The 18,804-nt window shown below is 36.0% G+C and carries 18 protein-coding genes and 1 tRNA gene; 6 read left to right on the top strand and 13 right to left on the bottom strand.

The genetic code is table 11. From position 1 onward, the window contains the following. Positions 1–16 precede the first annotated feature (16 nt). Together RT723_RS01510 and RT723_RS01505 are read left to right on the top strand one after the other, a co-directional pair. Positions 17–93 (top strand) — tRNA-Val (locus RT723_RS01510). A gap of 346 nt (positions 94–439) precedes the next feature. Continuing rightward, a complete protein-coding gene (locus RT723_RS01505) occupies positions 440–715 on the top strand; it encodes a hypothetical protein (RefSeq protein ID WP_315945608.1) in 276 nt (91 codons plus the stop codon). A 22-nt stretch (positions 716–737) separates the two neighbouring features. On the opposite strand, the gene RT723_RS01500 is transcribed toward RT723_RS01505, so the two are convergent. The 5 genes from RT723_RS01500 to RT723_RS01480 form a co-directional block, all read right to left on the bottom strand. Further along, positions 738–908 (bottom strand): hypothetical protein, encoded by a 171-nt coding sequence (locus RT723_RS01500; protein ID WP_315945607.1) that lies wholly within the window; start codon positions 906–908, stop codon positions 738–740. Between the two features lie 68 nt (positions 909–976). Next, entirely contained in the window at positions 977–1,240 is a 264-nt protein-coding gene (locus tag RT723_RS01495) for a P-loop NTPase family protein (protein ID WP_315945606.1), read from the bottom strand. A gap of 39 nt (positions 1,241–1,279) precedes the next feature. Next, entirely contained in the window at positions 1,280–1,561 is a 282-nt protein-coding gene (locus RT723_RS01490) for a hypothetical protein (RefSeq protein ID WP_315945605.1), read from the bottom strand. Between the two features lie 131 nt (positions 1,562–1,692). Continuing rightward, positions 1,693–1,950 (bottom strand): VOC family protein, encoded by a 258-nt coding sequence (locus RT723_RS01485; RefSeq protein ID WP_315945604.1) that lies wholly within the window; start codon positions 1,948–1,950, stop codon positions 1,693–1,695. Between the two features lie 271 nt (positions 1,951–2,221). After that, a complete protein-coding gene (locus tag RT723_RS01480; protein ID WP_315945603.1) occupies positions 2,222–3,043 on the bottom strand; it encodes an HNH endonuclease in 822 nt (273 codons plus the stop codon). Positions 3,044–4,175: 1,132 nt separating this feature from the next. Between RT723_RS01480 and RT723_RS01475 the strand changes: the two genes are divergently transcribed. After that, the gene (locus tag RT723_RS01475; protein ID WP_315945602.1) at positions 4,176–6,251 is read left to right on the top strand and encodes a TonB-dependent receptor plug domain-containing protein; all 2,076 of its coding nucleotides are present in this window, start codon (positions 4,176–4,178) and stop codon (positions 6,249–6,251) included. Positions 6,252–6,822: 571 nt separating this feature from the next. Here RT723_RS01475 and RT723_RS01470 read toward each other — a convergent pair. The 6 genes from RT723_RS01470 to RT723_RS01445 form a co-directional block, all read right to left on the bottom strand. Then, complete coding sequence (locus tag RT723_RS01470; RefSeq protein WP_315945832.1) at positions 6,823–8,115, bottom strand: sensor histidine kinase; 1,293 nt, start codon at positions 8,113–8,115, stop codon at positions 6,823–6,825. Beyond that, positions 8,105–8,821, bottom strand: a complete 717-nt coding sequence (locus RT723_RS01465; protein ID WP_315945601.1) for a winged helix-turn-helix domain-containing protein — start codon at positions 8,819–8,821, stop codon at positions 8,105–8,107. The genes RT723_RS01470 and RT723_RS01465 overlap by 11 nt, the downstream gene beginning before the upstream one ends. Then, on the bottom strand, positions 8,822–9,199 hold the full coding sequence (locus RT723_RS01460) for a DUF3019 domain-containing protein (protein ID WP_315945600.1): 378 nt from the start codon (positions 9,197–9,199) through the stop codon (positions 8,822–8,824). A 43-nt stretch (positions 9,200–9,242) separates the two neighbouring features. Then, on the bottom strand, positions 9,243–10,106 hold the full coding sequence (locus tag RT723_RS01455; RefSeq protein WP_315945599.1) for a MipA/OmpV family protein: 864 nt from the start codon (positions 10,104–10,106) through the stop codon (positions 9,243–9,245). A 194-nt stretch (positions 10,107–10,300) separates the two neighbouring features. Further along, the gene (locus RT723_RS01450) at positions 10,301–11,518 is read right to left on the bottom strand and encodes an acyltransferase family protein (protein ID WP_315945598.1); all 1,218 of its coding nucleotides are present in this window, start codon (positions 11,516–11,518) and stop codon (positions 10,301–10,303) included. Between the two features lie 74 nt (positions 11,519–11,592). Continuing rightward, on the bottom strand, positions 11,593–12,183 hold the full coding sequence (locus RT723_RS01445) for a CIA30 family protein (RefSeq protein ID WP_315945597.1): 591 nt from the start codon (positions 12,181–12,183) through the stop codon (positions 11,593–11,595). Between the two features lie 437 nt (positions 12,184–12,620). On the opposite strand from RT723_RS01445, the gene RT723_RS01440 reads away from it, so the two are divergent. Continuing rightward, the gene (locus RT723_RS01440; protein ID WP_315945596.1) at positions 12,621–14,231 is read left to right on the top strand and encodes an RNA polymerase sigma factor; all 1,611 of its coding nucleotides are present in this window, start codon (positions 12,621–12,623) and stop codon (positions 14,229–14,231) included. Between the two features lie 60 nt (positions 14,232–14,291). On the opposite strand, the gene RT723_RS01435 is transcribed toward RT723_RS01440, so the two are convergent. Further along, positions 14,292–15,164, bottom strand: coding sequence for a LysR substrate-binding domain-containing protein (locus tag RT723_RS01435; RefSeq protein ID WP_315945595.1), 873 nt, complete (start codon positions 15,162–15,164; stop codon positions 14,292–14,294). A 146-nt stretch (positions 15,165–15,310) separates the two neighbouring features. Between RT723_RS01435 and RT723_RS01430 the strand changes: the two genes are divergently transcribed. Both RT723_RS01430 and fghA read left to right on the top strand, forming a co-directional pair. After that, positions 15,311–16,441 (top strand): S-(hydroxymethyl)glutathione dehydrogenase/class III alcohol dehydrogenase, encoded by a 1,131-nt coding sequence (locus tag RT723_RS01430; RefSeq protein ID WP_315945594.1) that lies wholly within the window; start codon positions 15,311–15,313, stop codon positions 16,439–16,441. Positions 16,442–16,505: 64 nt separating this feature from the next. Next, on the top strand, positions 16,506–17,345 hold the full coding sequence (gene fghA, locus RT723_RS01425) for an S-formylglutathione hydrolase (RefSeq protein WP_315945593.1): 840 nt from the start codon (positions 16,506–16,508) through the stop codon (positions 17,343–17,345). 79 nt (positions 17,346–17,424) lie between these two features. Here fghA and RT723_RS01420 read toward each other — a convergent pair whose 3' ends face one another. Beyond that, positions 17,425–18,795, bottom strand: a complete 1,371-nt coding sequence (locus RT723_RS01420) for a surface lipoprotein assembly modifier (RefSeq protein WP_315945592.1) — start codon at positions 18,793–18,795, stop codon at positions 17,425–17,427. Positions 18,796–18,804 lie beyond the last annotated feature (9 nt).

Raw genomic sequence — 18,804 nt, 5'->3', positions numbered from 1 at the left:
TAACGTACAAAACAATACAACCGTAGCTCAGTTGGTTAGAGCACTACCTTGACATGGTAGGGGTCGGTGGTTCGAATCCACTCGGTTGTACCAATCTTTTCAAGCACTTACATAAAAATCAGCCCTGAAACACACTTCTTGCTCCAGTAAAAATTCACCATTCGTATTATTTTGTTGTATTTTGTTCACTCCCGTATTATCTCGTGTTGGAGCATTTCGTGGAGCAAACAAGAAAATCACCTCAAATTGCTAGTGGAGCAAAATTGGAGCAACTTTGATTTAATATAACACATGCATATTTAATTTCTCGGCATATTAAAATGTTCCCCCTACCCAATAACTAAAAACTTCTGAATAATCTCGTCCACTAAACACTTAACAGAAAATACACTTTCAGTGTTTCACTCACGTTAATTTCATAATATAAGTTGTAGTGATAATGATTGAAGAATTATTGAAAATTGTGTCAAAAGAGCTTGGGACAGAATTAACACTTAAAATTGTGTTTCTTCATAAACGTTATGGTCAATGTTTAACGGTTGAACAATATTCAGAGTTATTTGGTATTAAGCCTAGTACTGTGTTTAAACAGATCAGTGATGAAACTGTAGCGATTAAACCTACCAAAGTTGGGAGAACGCCCGCAGCAACTGCAGCTGCAATGGAGCTTGGTTTTATGCGATGCTTTTTCCGCATAAAACCAAGCGGAGTGTAAGCTGTCAGATTGACTGCGATTGTTAGGCATTGATTGCACACACTAGTTCATTGTGATTTTTGCAATAGATGATTTTGTCTTTATATTTCGATGTGAAATCAGCAATTCGAACCATGTTGTCACGATCAAATTTTTTATTCCATTGCCATAGTTCTACAAAGGACGATAACGTTTCTTTTCGAAACTCCCCCAATAAGAACTTCCTGACTAGAAATCGTTTAAATATACGCCATTGCCTTGTAGTTACAGGAGGATTAAGAATTACAATAACATCCGCTTTACAGAAAGATTCTTCAAGCCATTTGTAATACGCACCCTCAATAATCCAGCTATTTCTGGATAGTATTTCATCGAGCTTTTTGACCTTAACTCTTCACTTGCTCTGATATAAGTATTTTCACTTTGATCCCAAAATACTTGGTCAAGGTCATAAGCTATAAGGCTAGTTTCTTTCTGTAATTTCTTTGAACTATAGGTCTTGCCACTACCAGGGCCACCAATTATATGAATTTTACGATATTGCACGATTGCCCCCTCTGATGCCTACCGCCCTATTATATTCATTTACTCAATTTTACATCCGCATTTATGGCAGTTGTCTTGAGGCCAACGAAGAGCAAAAGCATTGAAACTACGAAAAACTTGCTTAGCACCACATTTAGAGCAATGTAAATTAAATGCAAACAGTAAAACATAAATACCAAAGCACATACCTAACCAGTATGTCCAATTTGAAAGATGTAACCAATCATCTCCACTAAATCCACCAACATTTGAGCGATGTAAAATAGTTATAACGACTTGAATCACCAGCAAGATGATTAACTTTTTCTTATTTTTATTCATCGACACTAGTAGATATCCCTATGCATATAACGCCCGGCTAACCGCACAAATGTTTGATGGCGGCTTTTATGCGTTTCTTTGCATAAAAGGTGACAGCGAATATTTGTCCGTTTGAGCCGTTTGTTAGCACTTTATTGGTTGACACTTTGCTCCATAAATAAAAGCTCCCACGTATGACCATCAAGATCTTCAAAGCCATGCCCATACATAAAATTATTATCTTGAGGTTCTCGAGATACTTTAGCACCTAATGATTTAGCTTTTGATATTAAACTATCAACTTCTTCTCGGCTTTCACATGTAATACAGAGTAAAGACTCTGCGCTCGTTTTAGAGTCACAAATAGATTTATCAGTGAAATTTTTAAAGTGATTTTCAGAAAGCAACATAACCGATATGTTCTCTGCAATTATTACGCAACAACCATCGTCTTCATTACTAAATTTAGCATTGAATTGAAAACCAAGCCCCCAAAGAATTTTCTGGCCTCACTAAGGTTTTTTGTAGCTAAATTGATAAATATTTGTCTGTTCATAGAACGCCCTTGTTAGATGGATATTGATTGAGTGCTAACGCCCCAATCAGAGGCAAAAAATAGTTGGTTAAAATTAGCGACGCAGGAGCAAAACCAACTGTTTTTTGTCCTGCTGAATTGACTTGTTAGGCGACGCTTGCCTCTATGGTTTTCGCTTTACACATTAGCTCATTGTTAAATAATTCACTATCAACAGCATAGTGAGCTCTGCGATGGCACGTTGGGCACAAAGCGATAACGTTTTCAGGACAATCGGCTCCACCATCCGATAAACGGGTGAGATGATGGACCTCTAAATATGGACCAGATTTAGTTTCAAAAGGAGCTTTTTCTCCGCAACCTTCACAATGACCTTCGGCTCGTTTTTTAGCGTATAGTTTAATTGCATCACTACGATATTTGACGTGAATTAGTTTTTCTTTTTCATCTGCTTGAGTCGGTGTTTTACTCAACGCAATTTCACGTAATTGCTTTAATGATTTACTTCTAGTGGGCTTTGTCAGATATAGTGCTTTAGGAGATTCTACTCCGTTACTTTTAGTTTCAGGAATAATATCTAGATGAAAGATAAACGCTGCTCTTTGTTTTCCATTTTTGTCCGGTCTTTCTTCGGTATGGTGAGTTATATAATTGCAATTCCCGACAAACCTAACCATACCTTGAGATGCAGCTTCAAAAAGAAGAATGTTTTTATTGTTTTTTTGATGGTCACGAATGGCTAAATTACCTTTAGCCATAATCATATCGCCTTCTTGCCCTTCACCAGTGTATCTAAAAGTACCATCAGGACTGAAACCATCAGAATAACCAAATTCTTCACCAGCTTCGCTGGTGAAAATAAATATATAAGGATGTTGTGATGGAGTAGCAATACCTCCGTATTGTTGGCCTTTGTATACTCCATGTATATCAGCTCGACGGTTATATATTTTTCCAACTTCGAACACTGGACTCTCCTAGTCGCCTAACGCCCGCCTAACACGCAATGTGTTGGCATGGCTTTTTGCGTTGTTTGCCAAAACCATGACAACATAACATTGTCGGAGTTTAGGCGTTTGTTATACATCCGACACGCTATTTTTGCCACCTTTTAGGATAGTGACCTTTATAAGTAATGTCAGTTAACTCTGCCTTGGTTATTTCACCGTTTTTGAATTTACGACCGTAAAAAAGCTTTGATGACAATACCCACCCAGTGTAGAGGCAAGTAGCAACAATAACTAAGCATATAATTAAGCACGTAATAACTATAAATTGATCGTATTGTCTCAATGGAACATCGCTTTCAATTTCAAAAGCTATAAATATATATGAACAGATGAAATAGGCTATAGGTAAAACAATTACAGAGCAGAAAATACTTAGCCAGTATGATTCTCTATAGTGATTAGCCCTTAGGTTATGTTGGCTTTTAAATGCACGTATTAAAATGTGAGAGCCTATAGGTTGTATAACAACTTTATATCGACCCAGTGGGTCGTTTTTCTACCGCAAATCGCGGTCGTTTTAATCCTACCTATACTAATAAAAAATATCTATTTTTTTCTACATCATGTACTTACCAAATTTAAGCTTAACCATACATCCGACATAAACGACCCATTGGGTCGATTTCTTGACTATAGGAGAATTTGAATTAATACTGTTCGTATAAACAGTATTGATTGAGTTTACTTATGAGATTTCGATCGCCTTTTTTAAATAGTATTGCTGACTATATGTTGGGTAGACAATGCTTTCTAAGAACCATTGATACCTATTAAACAATTTGTAAACTTAAAATAAAGTGTCGATTTTAAATTGAAGTGTATTTTGAAATATTGAGTGTAATGGTACGCTTTTACTCGTCTTTCGGGCTTGGTTTAACTTTTGATATGAATGCTAGATATGCACTTATCTTAATTGATTTTTATTTAATATTTGTATGCCCGATAGGGTATTTAACTAACTGCAATAAGTGTTAAACAGAATTTAAATCTACTTTACATTTTAATACATTAATGAATAACACATTTACAACAGTGAAGCACATTGACCTATAAGCTAGTTGGCAATATTAACTAAGTATAGAGTTCACTGATGAATATACATTACTCACTTACCCCTATATCAATTTTGATATCTAGTTTATTAACTACAAACGTTTATGCTAACGAACCTGAAACAAATAACACAGATAAAGAGATTGAGCGAATTGGTGTTTTACATAAACGCACCAGCATAATGTCTGAGATAACAGAAAGCGCTGAGAAATTAGTAGTCATGCCCGGCGCAGGAGGCGATCCGCTACAAGCTGCTTTTGCCTTACCTGGTGTTGTAGCCGCTGGAGGTTCAAGCGACTCCCCTGCTGTGAGAGGATCGTCACCAGATGATAATTTATTCGAAGTTGATTTTATGCCTGCGGGTTATATCTTTCATGATTTTGGTCAATCGATATTTAACAAACACTTAATACAAGACTTTCAATTATTGTCCGCCGGTTATGGTACGAGTTACAGCGGTGCAACTGGAGCTGTATTTGATGTCAATCTGCGTACACCTAAAAACCAAGACTTAACCACAACGATAGACTTTAGCTTGTTTAATACGGGTATATTTTTAGAAGGTGCGACTAGCGAAAACAGTGCGTTTTACGTTTCATATCGTAAAAGTATGCTGCCGGTCTTTTTTGGCAAAGGCGATACATTAGATGATGAAGAGACTATTACAATTAATAAACCCTTTGATGATAATGACTATCAAGCAAAGTGGGTGTGGGATATGACTGCCGACGATGTTATTTCGGTATCTGTCACCGGCGCACAGGATATGGCTGCCATAAACTTAAATGCAAGAGCAGACATCACATTAAGGTCTCCTGAATATACTGGCGATGCCGACTTTGATAAGAAATTTGATAGCCAAAGTATCATTTGGGATCATTATGCTGGTGATCTCCAATTTAAGGTGGGCATTGGTTCACTAAAAAGCAGCGAAGATTTAAGTCTTGGTAAAACAGCTCAAACGCCAAAAGGTGTGTATATCAACGAAAGTGATAAACAAATTACCTATAAAACACGATTAAGTTATCGCTTTAATAATAAACATAAGTTGTTAGTTGATGCTGCTTATTACGACAAAAGTACCACTTATGACTATGACTTTTATTTAGATCCGTGTACTGAAATTGATACCAACTGTGGCGATAATAAAGGGGAAAGAATTGCAGATGTAATTACGGTTGATACCAGTAATCACTTTGTAGGTTTATCAGATTTATATACGCTTAATGATTATTGGCAATTAGAATTTGGGCTTCAATGGCAACATCATAAATATAATGACGAAGATTTTATTCAACCTAAAGTAGCAGTAAATTACTTTATTACGGATGATTCAACGATTATTGCGAAATATGGTCAATATAATAGACAGCAAGATATAGATGTCATTATGCCTAAGATTGGTAATCCTTTATTAGATTCACAAACGGCAGAACATTTAACCTTAGGTTTTGAACAACACTTAGATAATGATTGGTTATGGTCGATAGAAACCTATTACAAAACCATGGATGATCTCCCATTAGCTAATGAAGATTCAGACACTGAACTAAATAATATTTATACCAATGATGTATCAGGTATAGCCTACGGTGTTGACCTTTTAGTTAATAAAAACTTAACTGAAAATTGGTACGGTTGGTTCTCATTAAGTTACTCAAAAAGTGAACGCACAAATTTGTTAGCTCAAAAAGATATTAATTACTATGCCGATACACCAATAGTTATCAACATGGTATTTAACTACAAAATTGATGAGAACTGGAATGCTGGGTTTAACTTCACTGGACGAAGTGGACAACCTTATACTCCTATTATCGGTGTAAAAGAAAACTCAAATTATGAAGACCGCTTTTTACCGGTTTATGGCGAAGCATTTTCAGAACGCTTTGATTTATCTCATCGTCTTGACATAAGAGCTGAGCGTAAAACCACAGTTTGGGGTTTAGACGCGGTTTGGGTATTTGAGATTATGAACGTTTATGGTCAAGAGAACACAGCATCCATTGATTTAGATTATCAAAAGGTAAACTCAACCGACGATTTGATCATTTCTGAAGATACAGATGGATTTGAGATGCGCCCTTCTATCGGATTTAGTATTACTTTTTAGGTAACCTTGTTATATCACCTGAACGTATTGTTGCTTTATTAACATCTATACTTCAGGTGATATAAACTTATTCACCTTCACTTTCCCGTTTAACTTTAAACCCCTATAGAATTATCAAAATCCCTCTGAAGAATTATCAAATTAGTCACGTCTAAATTATCATAATATTTATAACACACAAATGTCTCACTAATTGGCTTAGCATTAATGCCAACCCGTGGTTACTGAACTCAATATGCCAGCGCGTAACGGTATGTAATTACTGTAAATAGTAAGGAATATATTTCAGGATATTGTTAATGGTCTGCTTTAAAGTTTTACAAGGTACAGCGTGATTTAGCGTAACCGATCTTTAATTTAAGTCAGTGGGTGAAAACGGTTGGTTTTTACGTTGAACGTAGTGAATAGCCTACTATTAAGGGCAAGCTATATAATTAAAACAAAATAACTAAATCTAGTATTTCGACAAAATGGTTCTTTTGGTTAACCGTATTAAGCAGCTGGATTTAATACCTAAAGTCAACCGTACGATTTAACCAGTTTAAACGTTTCAGTAACCAGATGCGCCAAATCACCTAGGTAATTTTACTGTTACTTTAGCCCCTGATAATTGGTCACATCGACTTATCTTTAATTCGCCTTGATGCCATTCAACAATTCTTTTGACGATAGCCAAACCCATACCGTACCCTTTAATGACATCATTTGCTTCTTTACCTCGCACAAAAGGCTTTAACATATCTTGTGGGTTACCTTCAAAGCCTGGTCCATCATCTGAAATACTCAGGCATACCTTTCCCTTTTCAATGAAGACATTAATTTGAACGCTTGTTTTTCCGTAATTTAAGGCGTTTTGCAATAAGTTGTTAACTAGAATGCTCAGATATTTTTTATCGCCTAGGATGCTTACGAGTTCATCAGGGGCAGTAAGTAACATCTGTTTATCTTCAGTTTGTTTATAAGCAATACAGTCTTTTAGCAACGAGGACAATTCAACTGGTTTTCTATCTAAACTCACCATAGCTTGATCAAGACGAGAGTATTCTAATAGTAACTCTACTAACTTGGTCATTTCGTCGACGTCTTTGCCAAGCCTCTGTAAATATCGCTTTTGCTGAATGGGATCGTCTTCTTCTGCAATAGTATCGATACCAAATCGCATCCTGGCTAAGGGCGTTCGCATATCATGTGAAACTGCATTGCCGATTAATTTAACGTCGTTGACTAGATTAACGATTCGTTGAGCCATTTGGTTAAATTCTAATTCTAGGTCTTTAACATAGGACACCGCGCCTACGTCAATCCGTTGTTCAAACTCACCTTTACCAAACAACTGAGCCGTATTACGTAGGTTAATAAGCCTAGACACTAATGGGTAAGTCCACATCCATATAAAAAGAATAAGCAGGCTATAAAAAACTAACGTTAGGATCAGTTTTATGTTGGCATTATTGGTATCGGTAGCAATGCGTTGAGATTGAACAATGACCCAAGCATCGTGATTAGTTAAGTAATAATAAAGATTAACGAGATCTTTATCTGTCAGTAATAAATGTTGTCCTTCAACGGCTTGTTTCATTAATGTGTCAGGTAGCTGAATGTCACTATTATCGATATATTCAAGAATAACATTGCCCGCTACCGGCCAATTTTTAATCATCAATTGAGGTTGTTCTAATTTATTTAAAGCACTTGATAAGTCACGCCCAAAATCTTCCAATGTTGGAATGCTGTGATTGTTTGTTTGTGAATTATCTGAAAAATTATAAAACAAACTATCCAATAACCAGCCAAGGCCGATAGTTGCAATTAACACTGCGGTTATTAAGGATAAGGTTAACAACCGCATAGATTTACCAAGCATCTGGAACAAATAAGTACCCCTTACCCCATATGGTTTTAATTTTTTTAGGATCTTTAGATTCATCACCAAGTTTTTTACGTAACTTAGAAATATGTATATCTATGGTTCTGTCCAATCCATCATACTCTAACCCCCTAACCTGACTAATAAGCCAATCTCTTGAGATAATATTGCCTGCGTTATTCGCTATTATCCAGATGACTTCGAACTCTTTAGAAGTGAGTTTTATCTCTTGGTTGTTTAATAACACTTTTTGCGAGGTAGGATCGATACTTAAACTATTAAACGTTAGATGATTGGCGTTTGCAGGAATACCCTCGTTATTTATCGTTTCATCTTTGCGAGATAAACACCGGTTTATCCTTGTGTATAAGGCTCTCGCTCGTACCGGCTTTAAAATATATTCATCAGCGCCAAGTTCTAACCCAAGTACTTCATCTATTTCTTCATCCCTCGCCGTTAACATTAAAATACTACCATTGTATTCTTGGCGAACGGTCTTACACACTTCAAAACCATCCAATCCCGGTAACATTCCGTCTAATATGACGACATCGGGTTTGGTATTTAAAATTAAATCAACCGAATCGTCACCACGGTAACACTGAGTCACATTAAAACCTTTATTGGATAAATAATCACAAATCCAGTCAGATAAAGATTTATCATCTTCAACGAGTAAAATATTCACTTTTTGATTGTTCATTTAAAATAACCGCCATGATAAACGAGATTTTTGTTTCTTTTTATATACCCATGACACCTTAAGTATCGACTCGGATATAACAATATTAGGAGATTGTTTAAGGACAAATTGCACATCCGCGTTCGTATTTAACTCGTGCTCAACATTCCCTTGTTGTGTGTTTTTCCAACAATAAAGCGCTGACCGTTGTTGTGAACTATAAAGGCAGTAATCACTTATGATATTAGTTTGCCAACTTATTTTTACCTTGGTAAAACACTGTTGGCCTTCATGTAATGAAACACATTTATGCGGTTTTAATTTAAAAAAGATGTCTTCTGTTGTTTGTTGCTCAGCAGCATAACTGTTAACACAGCACAAGCTAGAAAATACAAACAAACTCCGCCTTATTAGCCGAAAGCTGTGTAAGGAAGTGATCATTTTAAAAAATAACATAAGTTAATGATATCAGAGCTTGAGATTCAAAACGCCCTGAAACTAAAGGACTGTTATGAATATTATCTGGTAACCGAGTTAGCTTAACAGAACTCTCAAATAACCAATCTGATGATAATGGATAAGTCATTCCAAATTCGGCACTTAATGAAACGCCACTGTGTGCTTGGTAAGGTTGGAATTTCTCTGATACATCTTCGTCCGTAACACCATAATAATATTGTAAGGTGCTGGTATTATAATATTGCGCACTGTAAATACTGTGAAAGTTGATGTTTTGATATTGCCATGTTTTGCCATACCAAACCGCTAGATAAGGGCTTACCTCTGCAATGCCTTTAGTATCTGATATAGGCGCAATTAAAAACCGCAGTGCTGTCGTATCGTCAATAAAACGGGTGGCCCTCAGCGCAATCCTATCGTCCGACTCTCTTGGTCTAATACCAATCAAACCATCTTGCTCATTTAATACGCCATTTTCAATCTCTATTTCATTATCCCATAAAATGGCGGGATGGATTTCCGTTATAAATATATCTAACATCCAACTGTCTTCATTATAAAAGTTATAACCTACTCCAGGAAAGCCTATTCCTTGCTGTCCTCGGTTTTCTAAAAAGAAACCACGCCAATAATAGCTATAACGAAGATCAGCTATTAACCCAGTATCCTCTGGGGCATCAACATACCGACTATTTAGTGCTAAAATACCGGTATTAATTTCTAAAAAACCGCCATTTTCCGTGTCTGATAGTTTGTTGTTGTTCTGTCCGACTGCGCTGTTCGTAAACAATAAAATAACCAATAAAGTTAAAGTAAATACAGAAATTTGTTTCAATACGCTATTCAAAATTTCAATTCCATCATTCAGTTTTGCAAGTTATAAGTTCATTTTAAATTAATCCTAACTGACAAGTTGTATTAAATTGTAGGGATCAATTTACAATTATTATAAATATTCAGGTTAGGTATAAAACTATATAACAAACTAAAACTTAAATACTGAATAAGCGTATTGGTTTGTATTTATCGAGAATAATATCGCTACTCATTTTTATGTTTATTGAATATCATTCTGGTTTTTCTACTTCCATTTAATACAACGCCAATCAATGTAGAACGGACAAATATGTCATAAAGGAGTATTGATAATAGAATTGTCATACCGCTGACCATGACTAGTTTTAAACTCCAATGCAGTGGTAACTCGGCAAACGCAATTTGTAACCAAATCACAATCGGTAAATGAATTAGATAAAGCCAGTATGAAGCATCTGCTAAATATCGAACCACTTTATTGCTGCCTTTAATGAGCTTATTAGCCAAACCTATTGATAAAGCGATTAAAGTCCACATCATCACAGCGTAACAGAACAAGAACCCTGCTTTTATATACTGATAATTAACATGTCCAACTTTCATCTCAAAACCAGCTAAAATTACGCATGACAACGTCGATACAAGAAAGAAAATTAATTTACTCGGTGTGATCTTTGAGAAAAAACCAATCAAATTATCGTGTCTATGTAACAACCAACCAAAAAAGAAAAACCCAGCGTATATTAAGGTAACGGGTATATTAGGTATCAAAGATTTATCAGGTGTGTCCATCCCCCAACTGTTCATAAACCAAAGACAAATTGATGTGGGTACCGATACCCAAAGTATCCCTGTCCTAGCATTACTCACCCAACTAACGCCTCGGTCTAAGACCACTTTGAGCCATTGATAAGTAGGTTGATGCTGGCCGATGACTACTCGTAATAAAATAAAGCTAATAGAAATAAACAACAAATAATATAAAAACCATAAATGTGTTCCAATCAGAAGCCCCTTTGGCAATTCAGATAAGCTATCAAATCCAGCAATAAGTCCATTAATTATATTTGCTTCTCCTCTCATACTTTCTCCACCTAATATCCAGCCAGAAACTAATAATGGTCTTAGTAAAAACCAGCCTAATACAAAGGGAATTAATATTCTTACAAACCTGGATTGTAAGAAGACAGACAAACTTTGTTGATGAAATTTAAGATGGCTAAAATAACCAGCAATTATGAAAAACAATTCCATACGAAACGAATGACTGATCAAGACAAAAATTGAGACCACCTCACTCGTCGAAATATCCATCACAGCCCAACCAATAAACATTGGCATAAATGATAAACTAGCATGAAAAAACACGCCTAAAATTAAGGCAAAGGCTCGTACACCATCTAAGTAGTAAAGTCGTTGATTATTTTGAATTTGGCTTGTCATCTCGATTCTCAATTAATTACATAAATGAGGGGAAGCCCCTCATAAAAAATACAGAGTTGCTGATTGTCTATCAGTTAATAAAAGCCAACTTCATCCAGTTGATATTCAAAAGGTGTTTTTTGCATGCCAAATGAAACAATACTAAGGCTATTAATCGTTGTCGTATTTAACTTCGTTTGTTCAGACCAACTTCGCTTCATTGAATCAAACGGTATTTTAATTTCATGAAATTTATCGTCTGCCTGTACCATTAACATGGCAGAGTGGTAATCAAAATTACTTATGTCTGTGCTATTGGCAGAAATTGAAATGTTACCGCTTTGTAATTTTATTAATAATCTAATCCCAGAAAATTTACTTACATCTTGCGGTAAACCTTCAGGATTAAGTAATAATACAGAACTCGCCCAACCAGGTTGACCTCTAGGCGGTTCAATTTCACCCGAGATATGTAACTTGCCATCAATCACTTTTATCCTTGCTTGTGAGTTCCCACCCGCGACTTTGTCGTCTAAAAATTGACGCTTAATGCCTAAACTATTGTTATCTGGATGACTAAAGTCGTCAACGATTGTCGGTATTTTATTAGCATATGTATAAGCAGAGCACACTAGTAAGCTTGTCATAGATAAAAGTTTTACTCGGTTTAATATTGATATGTTCATCATTTTTCCAAATGGTTAATTTAATGTGTTTGTGTGTTTAATAAGTAAGTGCCCTTACCGATAAATTAGGTGACAAAAAATAATTATTATTTTTATCACTCAAGTTGAATCAATAACTAATTCAATTAAATGCAAGGAGTAACAGCATAAAAAACATATCAACGTCATCTAATATCTTAGAAACTTCACTTGATAATAAATAACCAAATAAAAATGTAGTCATGGCAAATACACTGCGCAATTTTAATTTTATTATGTTTATTAGTTTCATCCATGCTCTCTCTATAAGTACGTTAATATGATGTCGTTAAGTGGCATATTGATTTATAAAGGTGACAGAGATGGCGTAATTTATTTTATGTGATTTTTTTTAATAATTTTGTCACCTTTAACATTTACGTGGCACTTAGTAGCTAAAAGGCAAATATAAGAGTTTTATGAGCATATTTAGGCGTAAAAAATCCTTCACAGAAATGAGTGATGTGAACTTGGTTATTTCTTCATTAGGCGGAGATAGAGATGCGTTTTGTCAAATCGTTTCTCGATATCAAAACTTATTGTGCTCTCTAGCCTACTCTTCGGTCGGTGATGTTAAGTACAGCGAAGATATTGCCCAAGAGACTTTTATAGAAGCTTGGAAAAGTCTCGATAGTTTAAAAGAACCTGCAAAGTTGAAATCTTGGCTTTGCGGTATTCTCAGATTTAAAGTGAGTCGTTATCGTCGTAAAGAAAACACCCAACCTATAAAAAATGCCAGTGAATTTGAAGAGCATAATGTTGAAGAAAACCATTTCCAGCCAATGGATGATTTAGCCATTCGTGAACAAGAACAGAACTTGCTTTGGAAAACGTTAGATCAAATGGACGATACTTATCGAGAGCCATTAATATTATTCTACCGAGAACAGCAATCTGTTGAGCGAGTTGCAGCTGAATTAGATTTGTCTTTAGATACAACTAAGCAGCGACTTTCTAGGGGACGTAAATTACTCAAACGAGCAATGATATCGTTTGTAGAAGACACTTTATCCAAAAGTAAACCTGGCGTTGATTTCACCGCCAGTGTTTTATCCGCAATCAGTTTATTATCGCCACCAGCAAAAGCTGCACTGCTAGGTACAAGTGCGGCTAAAGGGGGATCGATGTTTAAGATATCTTCAATTTTAGTCGTTCTTGCGTCATTGTCTGGTGTTGTCAGTTCATATTTTGGAGTGAAAGCGGCTTTATCTCAATCCCGTACTACTCGAGAAAAAAAACAAGTTATTTTATATGTTTCTGCTTTTTTCATTTCTGTGATTGTTTATGTAATAGCGAATATTGTATTAAAACGTTTTGCTCTTTTAAGTGCTGATAATATATATCTCTATTCCTTAGCTTCACAATTGATCGTCCTCGCATTTATTCTGAGTAACTTTTATTTATTTTATCGCATGTTTAAGCAAATAATATTAGTGAGGATGCAAGAAAGGATTTTGAATCCAAGCGCATTTCATCGTCAATCAGATCAAAAAGACTCCTCATTACGCGAGTATAAAAGCAAGATTAAATTGTTTGGCGCTCCCTTATTTCATTTTCAATTTGGTAACCCTGAAGATAACTATAAACCGGCTTACGCATGGGTAGCCGGTGGCAGTAAAGCGTATGGCTTGCTCTTTGCGTGGGGCGGTTTAGCTGTTGCTCCAATTAGTGTTGGAATTGTCTCTTTTGGTATTGTCACTGTAGGCTCTATTGGTATTGGTTTAATTGGCATTGGTACGGTTGGCATAGGTCTAGTCGGTATGGGTGCCTCAGCAATTGCCTATAAAGCATATGGATCTTTTTCTGCACTTGGTTGGGAAAGCGCATTAAGCAATGGCTTTTCTATCGCTAACGACGCGGCAATAGGCCCCATAGCTCATGCTAATCTTACGAACAATAAAGAAGCCGCCGAGATCATCAATTTGGCTTTTGTTGGTCAAAGCCATCAATGGTTTTTAGCGTTTATCGCTGTCATTATCATTATTCCGGCGGTTTGGCATTCTTATAAAGTTCAACAACGCATGAAATAAACAGACTTTAATTTTGTTAAAAAAGATAAGTAGGAAGACTGAGAGATAACAATTATTTAACTAACTCTTGGCCAGATTTGATGTTAAATAATCCACCAGAAAACGGATTTTTGGTGATAATTGACGGTTATGTGGATATACCGCCCAAATCCCTTCATCTGGTGCACGGTAATTGTCTAACAAGGTAATTAACGTGCCACTTTCAATATGCTCTTGAACATAATAATCAGGTAATTGAACTATACCTAAACCTTTTAGTGCGGCATCCACCAATCCAAATCCATTATTGTATCTAAGCTTACCGGTAACCCGTAATGCTTTATCTTTATTGCCTTCACTAAAATTCCAATAATCTAATGTGCCTAATAGGCAGTTATGTTTATTTAATTCTGAAAGTGAGTGTGGGACACCATGTTTATCCAAATAGTTAGGTGAAGCGCATATATAATTTGTACGTGTGCCTAACTTTTTTGCCATCATAGATGAATCAATAAGCTTACCTAACCGAATGGCTAAATCATAACCCCCTTCTACTAAATCAACCTGTTGGTTACTTAGATATGCGTTCACCTCAACATCCTGATATTGGAGCATGAAATCATTTACTAGAGGTAATATTGTTTGTTCGCCATAGGTAACTGGAGCCGTAAGTTTAATTTTACCTTGGGGTTTAGTTTGTAAGTTTGTGATGGCTCGTTCCGCTGCGTCCAAACCATCTAATACACTTCTACAATGTTGGTAATATATTCGGCCTTCTTCGGTTAATGATACTTTTCGAGTTGTACGATAAAATAATTTAATATTTAAACGTTTTTCAAGCGATGATATCTGTCGACTAACCTGAGCGGTAGAAATTGCCATTTTTTTAGATGCTAATGTAAAACTTTCGTTTTCAGCAACATAGACAAATTCACTGATCCCTTCCCACTTCATATTGTTACCTATATGTAAAAGTGTTTTAACAAATTAGTATATTATCACTTTTGAAGAAACAACTATAATGTTTATCATAATATAGCCCAATAGGTTGACGGGCTTAAATTCAAAAACTTGTATTCAACTGATAAATGAGAAAAATCATGACTGATCAATTTATAAAATCAAAAGCCGCTATTGCCTGGGGGCCTAAACAACCATTATCCATTGAAGAGGTTGACGTAATGTTACCTCGTAAAGGTGAAGTATTAGTTAAAGTTGTTGCTTCTGGCGTATGTCATACCGATGCATTTACATTATCAGGTGAAGATCCTGAAGGCCTCTTTCCAGTTATTTTGGGTCATGAAGGTGGCGGTATTGTTGAACAAGTTGGTGAAGGTGTCACGAGTGTTAAAGTCGGTGATCACGTTATTCCTTTATATACGCCTGAATGTGGAGAATGTAAGTTCTGTACTTCAGGAAAAACCAATCTTTGCCAAAAAATTCGTGAAACACAAGGTAAAGGGTTAATGCCGGATGGCACAACTCGTTTTTATAAAGATGGTCAGCCTATTTATCATTACATGGGTTGTTCTACCTTTTCTGAATACACAGTTTTACCAGAGATTTCTTTGGCTAAAGTGAATAAAGAAGCACCATTAGAGGAAGTCTGTTTATTAGGTTGTGGTGTAACAACCGGAATGGGCGCGGTAATGAACACAGCTAAAGTTGAAGAAGGCGACACTGTGGCTATCTTCGGTTTAGGTGGTATCGGTTTATCTGCTGTCATTGGTGCCTCCATGGCTAAAGCGAGTCGCATTATTGCTATCGATATTAATGAAAGTAAATTTGAATTAGCTAAAAAGTTGGGTGCAACTGACTGCATTAACCCTAAAGATCATGACAAACCAATTCAAGACGTCATCGTTGAATTAACCGATGGCGGTGTTGATTATTCTTTTGAGTGTGTTGGTAACGTTAACCTAATGCGTTCGGCTTTAGAGTGCTGTCATAAAGGCTGGGGAGAATCCGTTATTATTGGTGTGGCTGGTGCGGGCCAAGAAATTTCTACTAGACCATTCCAATTAGTTACAGGACGAGTATGGCGTGGCACGGCATTTGGCGGAGTTAAAGGTCGTACTGAGTTACCAGATTATGTAGAAAGATATTTACAAGGTGAATTCAAACTTAGTGACTTTATTACACATACCATGACACTTGAAGACATAAATGAATCATTTGAGTTAATGCACAAAGGTGAGAGCATTCGAACCGTTATCCACTTTGACAAGTAATAACTACCCTACTGCCTAATTGTTAATTAATATTTGATAATTAGGCAGTATTTTAAGGTTTATCATGACAATTGAAAATATATCTATAAACAAGAGTTTTGGTGGTTGGCACAAACAATACACGCACCAATCTAAAACACTTAATTGCGACATGAGGTTTGCTATTTACTTACCTCCACTTGCATCAAATAAACAAAAAGTGCCTGTTTTGTATTGGCTATCGGGTTTAACCTGTACTGATGAAAACTTCATGCATAAAGCCGGAGCATTTAGAATGGCGGCTGAACTAGGTATAGCGATTGTTGCACCTGATACTAGCCCTAGAGGAACTGAAGTCCCAAATGATGATGGTTATGATCTAGGTCAAGGAGCTGGATTTTATGTGAATGCAACACAAGCACCATGGAATCGCCATTATCAAATGTATGATTATGTGGTAAATGAATTACCTGCTTTGATTGAAGATACCTTTCCAGTGTTAAACAAACGTGCTATCAGTGGACATTCAATGGGCGGACATGGTGCCTTAACTATTGCTATGTTAAACCCAGAAAAATACAGTTCTGTTTCTGCATTTAGCCCGATTTGTAATCCAATCAATTGCCCTTGGGGACAAAAAGCATTCACGGCTTATTTAGGCGATGATAAAGCAAAATGGAAACAACATGACGCGAGTGAATTAATGAAACAAGCCTCCACGTTTGTGCCGGCAAAAGTAGATCAGGGTCAAGCTGACAACTTCTTAACTGAACAATTAAAACCGGAAACGTTAGAAGCGGCAGCAACCCTCAGTGGATACCCATTGGAATATAACCTTCACGAAGGTTACGACCATAGTTATTATTTTATTTCATCATTTATTGAACAACATTTAACATTTCATGCCCAACATTTAAATAAGTAAGTGTGGTTGTTCAGTGAGCTGATAAATGTAACTCGACAGATTGGCCAATTTAGTCCGGTAAGCTTATGTGTTTACTGGACTAAATTGTAAAATGTAATATTAAATATGCTTGGGTTCTGTCGTTTTCAAATACTTTTATATTAGATTTGTTTTGAAATAAGTTAACACCAAGATCTAACGTTAAACGCTGGGATATATTGTCTTTAAAATTATAATTTAATTCCGTGTTAATTAAGGTTCTTTGGTCGTCTCTTGTTTTATTAAACGCCTCCATTTTACTTAGGTATTTACGTGGGTTGTACCTAAGCGTCATGGATAATAATAACGAATTAGTGATTGAATAATTACCACCAAAATCAAATTTGTAATTGGTGTAACTATTGGCGTCATCGCTTGCTGCACCGTATGCAAAACCAACCTCTGAGTTTAATAACCATTTGTTGCTAACTTGATAATTAACTAAAAATCCAGTATTCAATTCATTTACATTACGATCAGAACTTTCTGTGTAGCTCAAGGTTTGTATGCCTAACTTTGCTGTCGTTCGTAATTTATTAAAAGGTATTATTGAGTATATGCCATTAACGCCGAACACATTAAGTAGTGATTCGTTACCAATACTGACATTGGCTAATCGAGTTTGGACTGAATATTCTCCGCCCCACAATTTTCGATGATATGTCACGCCAAAGTCAATAACTGCGTTATTATGCTCACTGTCTGTCGTGAAATTGGTAGAATTAATTTCTAACGTGCTGGTGAGTCTTGATTGACTACTTAATAATTTATTCGCTTTGGCGTTCGCACCTAAGTAAATACCAAGATCTGACTTTGGCCGTGAGTCATTATTAAATATAAATTCTGTGTCCCACATCGTTATTGAGTCTGTTATGGGGGCATTATTTATATTGTCGTCCGAGATCACGCCTGTAGAAAAATCAATGAAGTATTGTATTTTATTAGGGTTATTACTGTAAAGGTGTTCAACTTTTTGACGAACCGTATCGCTTAGATTTGGCATATCGAGCAGTTCGCTGTATTTTGAATCTGCTAAAGAATACTCTCCAAGATACTGATATGTTAGAGCTAAATCCAAATACGGACGCGGCTCTGAGGGATCATATTGCACCACTCTTTCAAAATAGATGCTCGCCTCTTTAAATAATGCAAGTCCAGCGTGGCATTGCCCTAGCAAATAATTAATATTAAGTTGTAATTGGGCTTCTTTAGTTTGGCTTCTGTCTACCTTCGAGGCTAATTCGGATAAGTCCATTAATTGGCTACAGGCTTTCGCGTATGACTTTTGTTTTAATAATTTAGTGGCACTACTGACTTTGTTCGCCACATTTCTGTTATTTAATAATGTTGTATTTGTTTCTGAAAGTACCGATGCCGTAAATAAAATGCACACTAATACATTAACAGTAACTAATTTATTTAAACTATTCATTTACACCCT

This window comes from Psychrosphaera aquimarina, from assembly GCF_032461525.1.
Taxonomy (GTDB): domain Bacteria; phylum Pseudomonadota; class Gammaproteobacteria; order Enterobacterales; family Alteromonadaceae; genus Psychrosphaera; species Psychrosphaera aquimarina.
The sequence above is the reverse complement of the archived record's forward strand: the minus strand, read 5'-3'. Positions and strand labels throughout refer to the sequence as shown.

Coding starts and splice junctions, on each gene's coding strand:
- RT723_RS01505 (WP_315945608.1), top strand. CDS start 440: ATGATTGAAGAATTATTGAAAATTGTGTCAAAAGAGCTTGGGACAGAA.
- RT723_RS01490 (WP_315945605.1), bottom strand. CDS start 1,561: ATGAATAAAAATAAGAAAAAGTTAATCATCTTGCTGGTGATTCAAGTC.
- RT723_RS01485 (WP_315945604.1), bottom strand. CDS start 1,950: ATGTTGCTTTCTGAAAATCACTTTAAAAATTTCACTGATAAATCTATT.
- RT723_RS01475 (WP_315945602.1), top strand. CDS start 4,176: ATGAATATACATTACTCACTTACCCCTATATCAATTTTGATATCTAGT.
- RT723_RS01470 (WP_315945832.1), bottom strand. CDS start 8,115: ATGCTTGGTAAATCTATGCGGTTGTTAACCTTATCCTTAATAACCGCA.
- RT723_RS01465 (WP_315945601.1), bottom strand. CDS start 8,821: ATGAACAATCAAAAAGTGAATATTTTACTCGTTGAAGATGATAAATCT.
- RT723_RS01450 (WP_315945598.1), bottom strand. CDS start 11,518: ATGACAAGCCAAATTCAAAATAATCAACGACTTTACTACTTAGATGGT.
- RT723_RS01445 (WP_315945597.1), bottom strand. CDS start 12,183: ATGAACATATCAATATTAAACCGAGTAAAACTTTTATCTATGACAAGC.
- RT723_RS01440 (WP_315945596.1), top strand. CDS start 12,621: ATGAGCATATTTAGGCGTAAAAAATCCTTCACAGAAATGAGTGATGTG.
- RT723_RS01435 (WP_315945595.1), bottom strand. CDS start 15,164: ATGAAGTGGGAAGGGATCAGTGAATTTGTCTATGTTGCTGAAAACGAA.
- RT723_RS01430 (WP_315945594.1), top strand. CDS start 15,311: ATGACTGATCAATTTATAAAATCAAAAGCCGCTATTGCCTGGGGGCCT.
- fghA (WP_315945593.1), top strand. CDS start 16,506: ATGACAATTGAAAATATATCTATAAACAAGAGTTTTGGTGGTTGGCAC.
- RT723_RS01420 (WP_315945592.1), bottom strand. CDS start 18,795: ATGAATAGTTTAAATAAATTAGTTACTGTTAATGTATTAGTGTGCATT.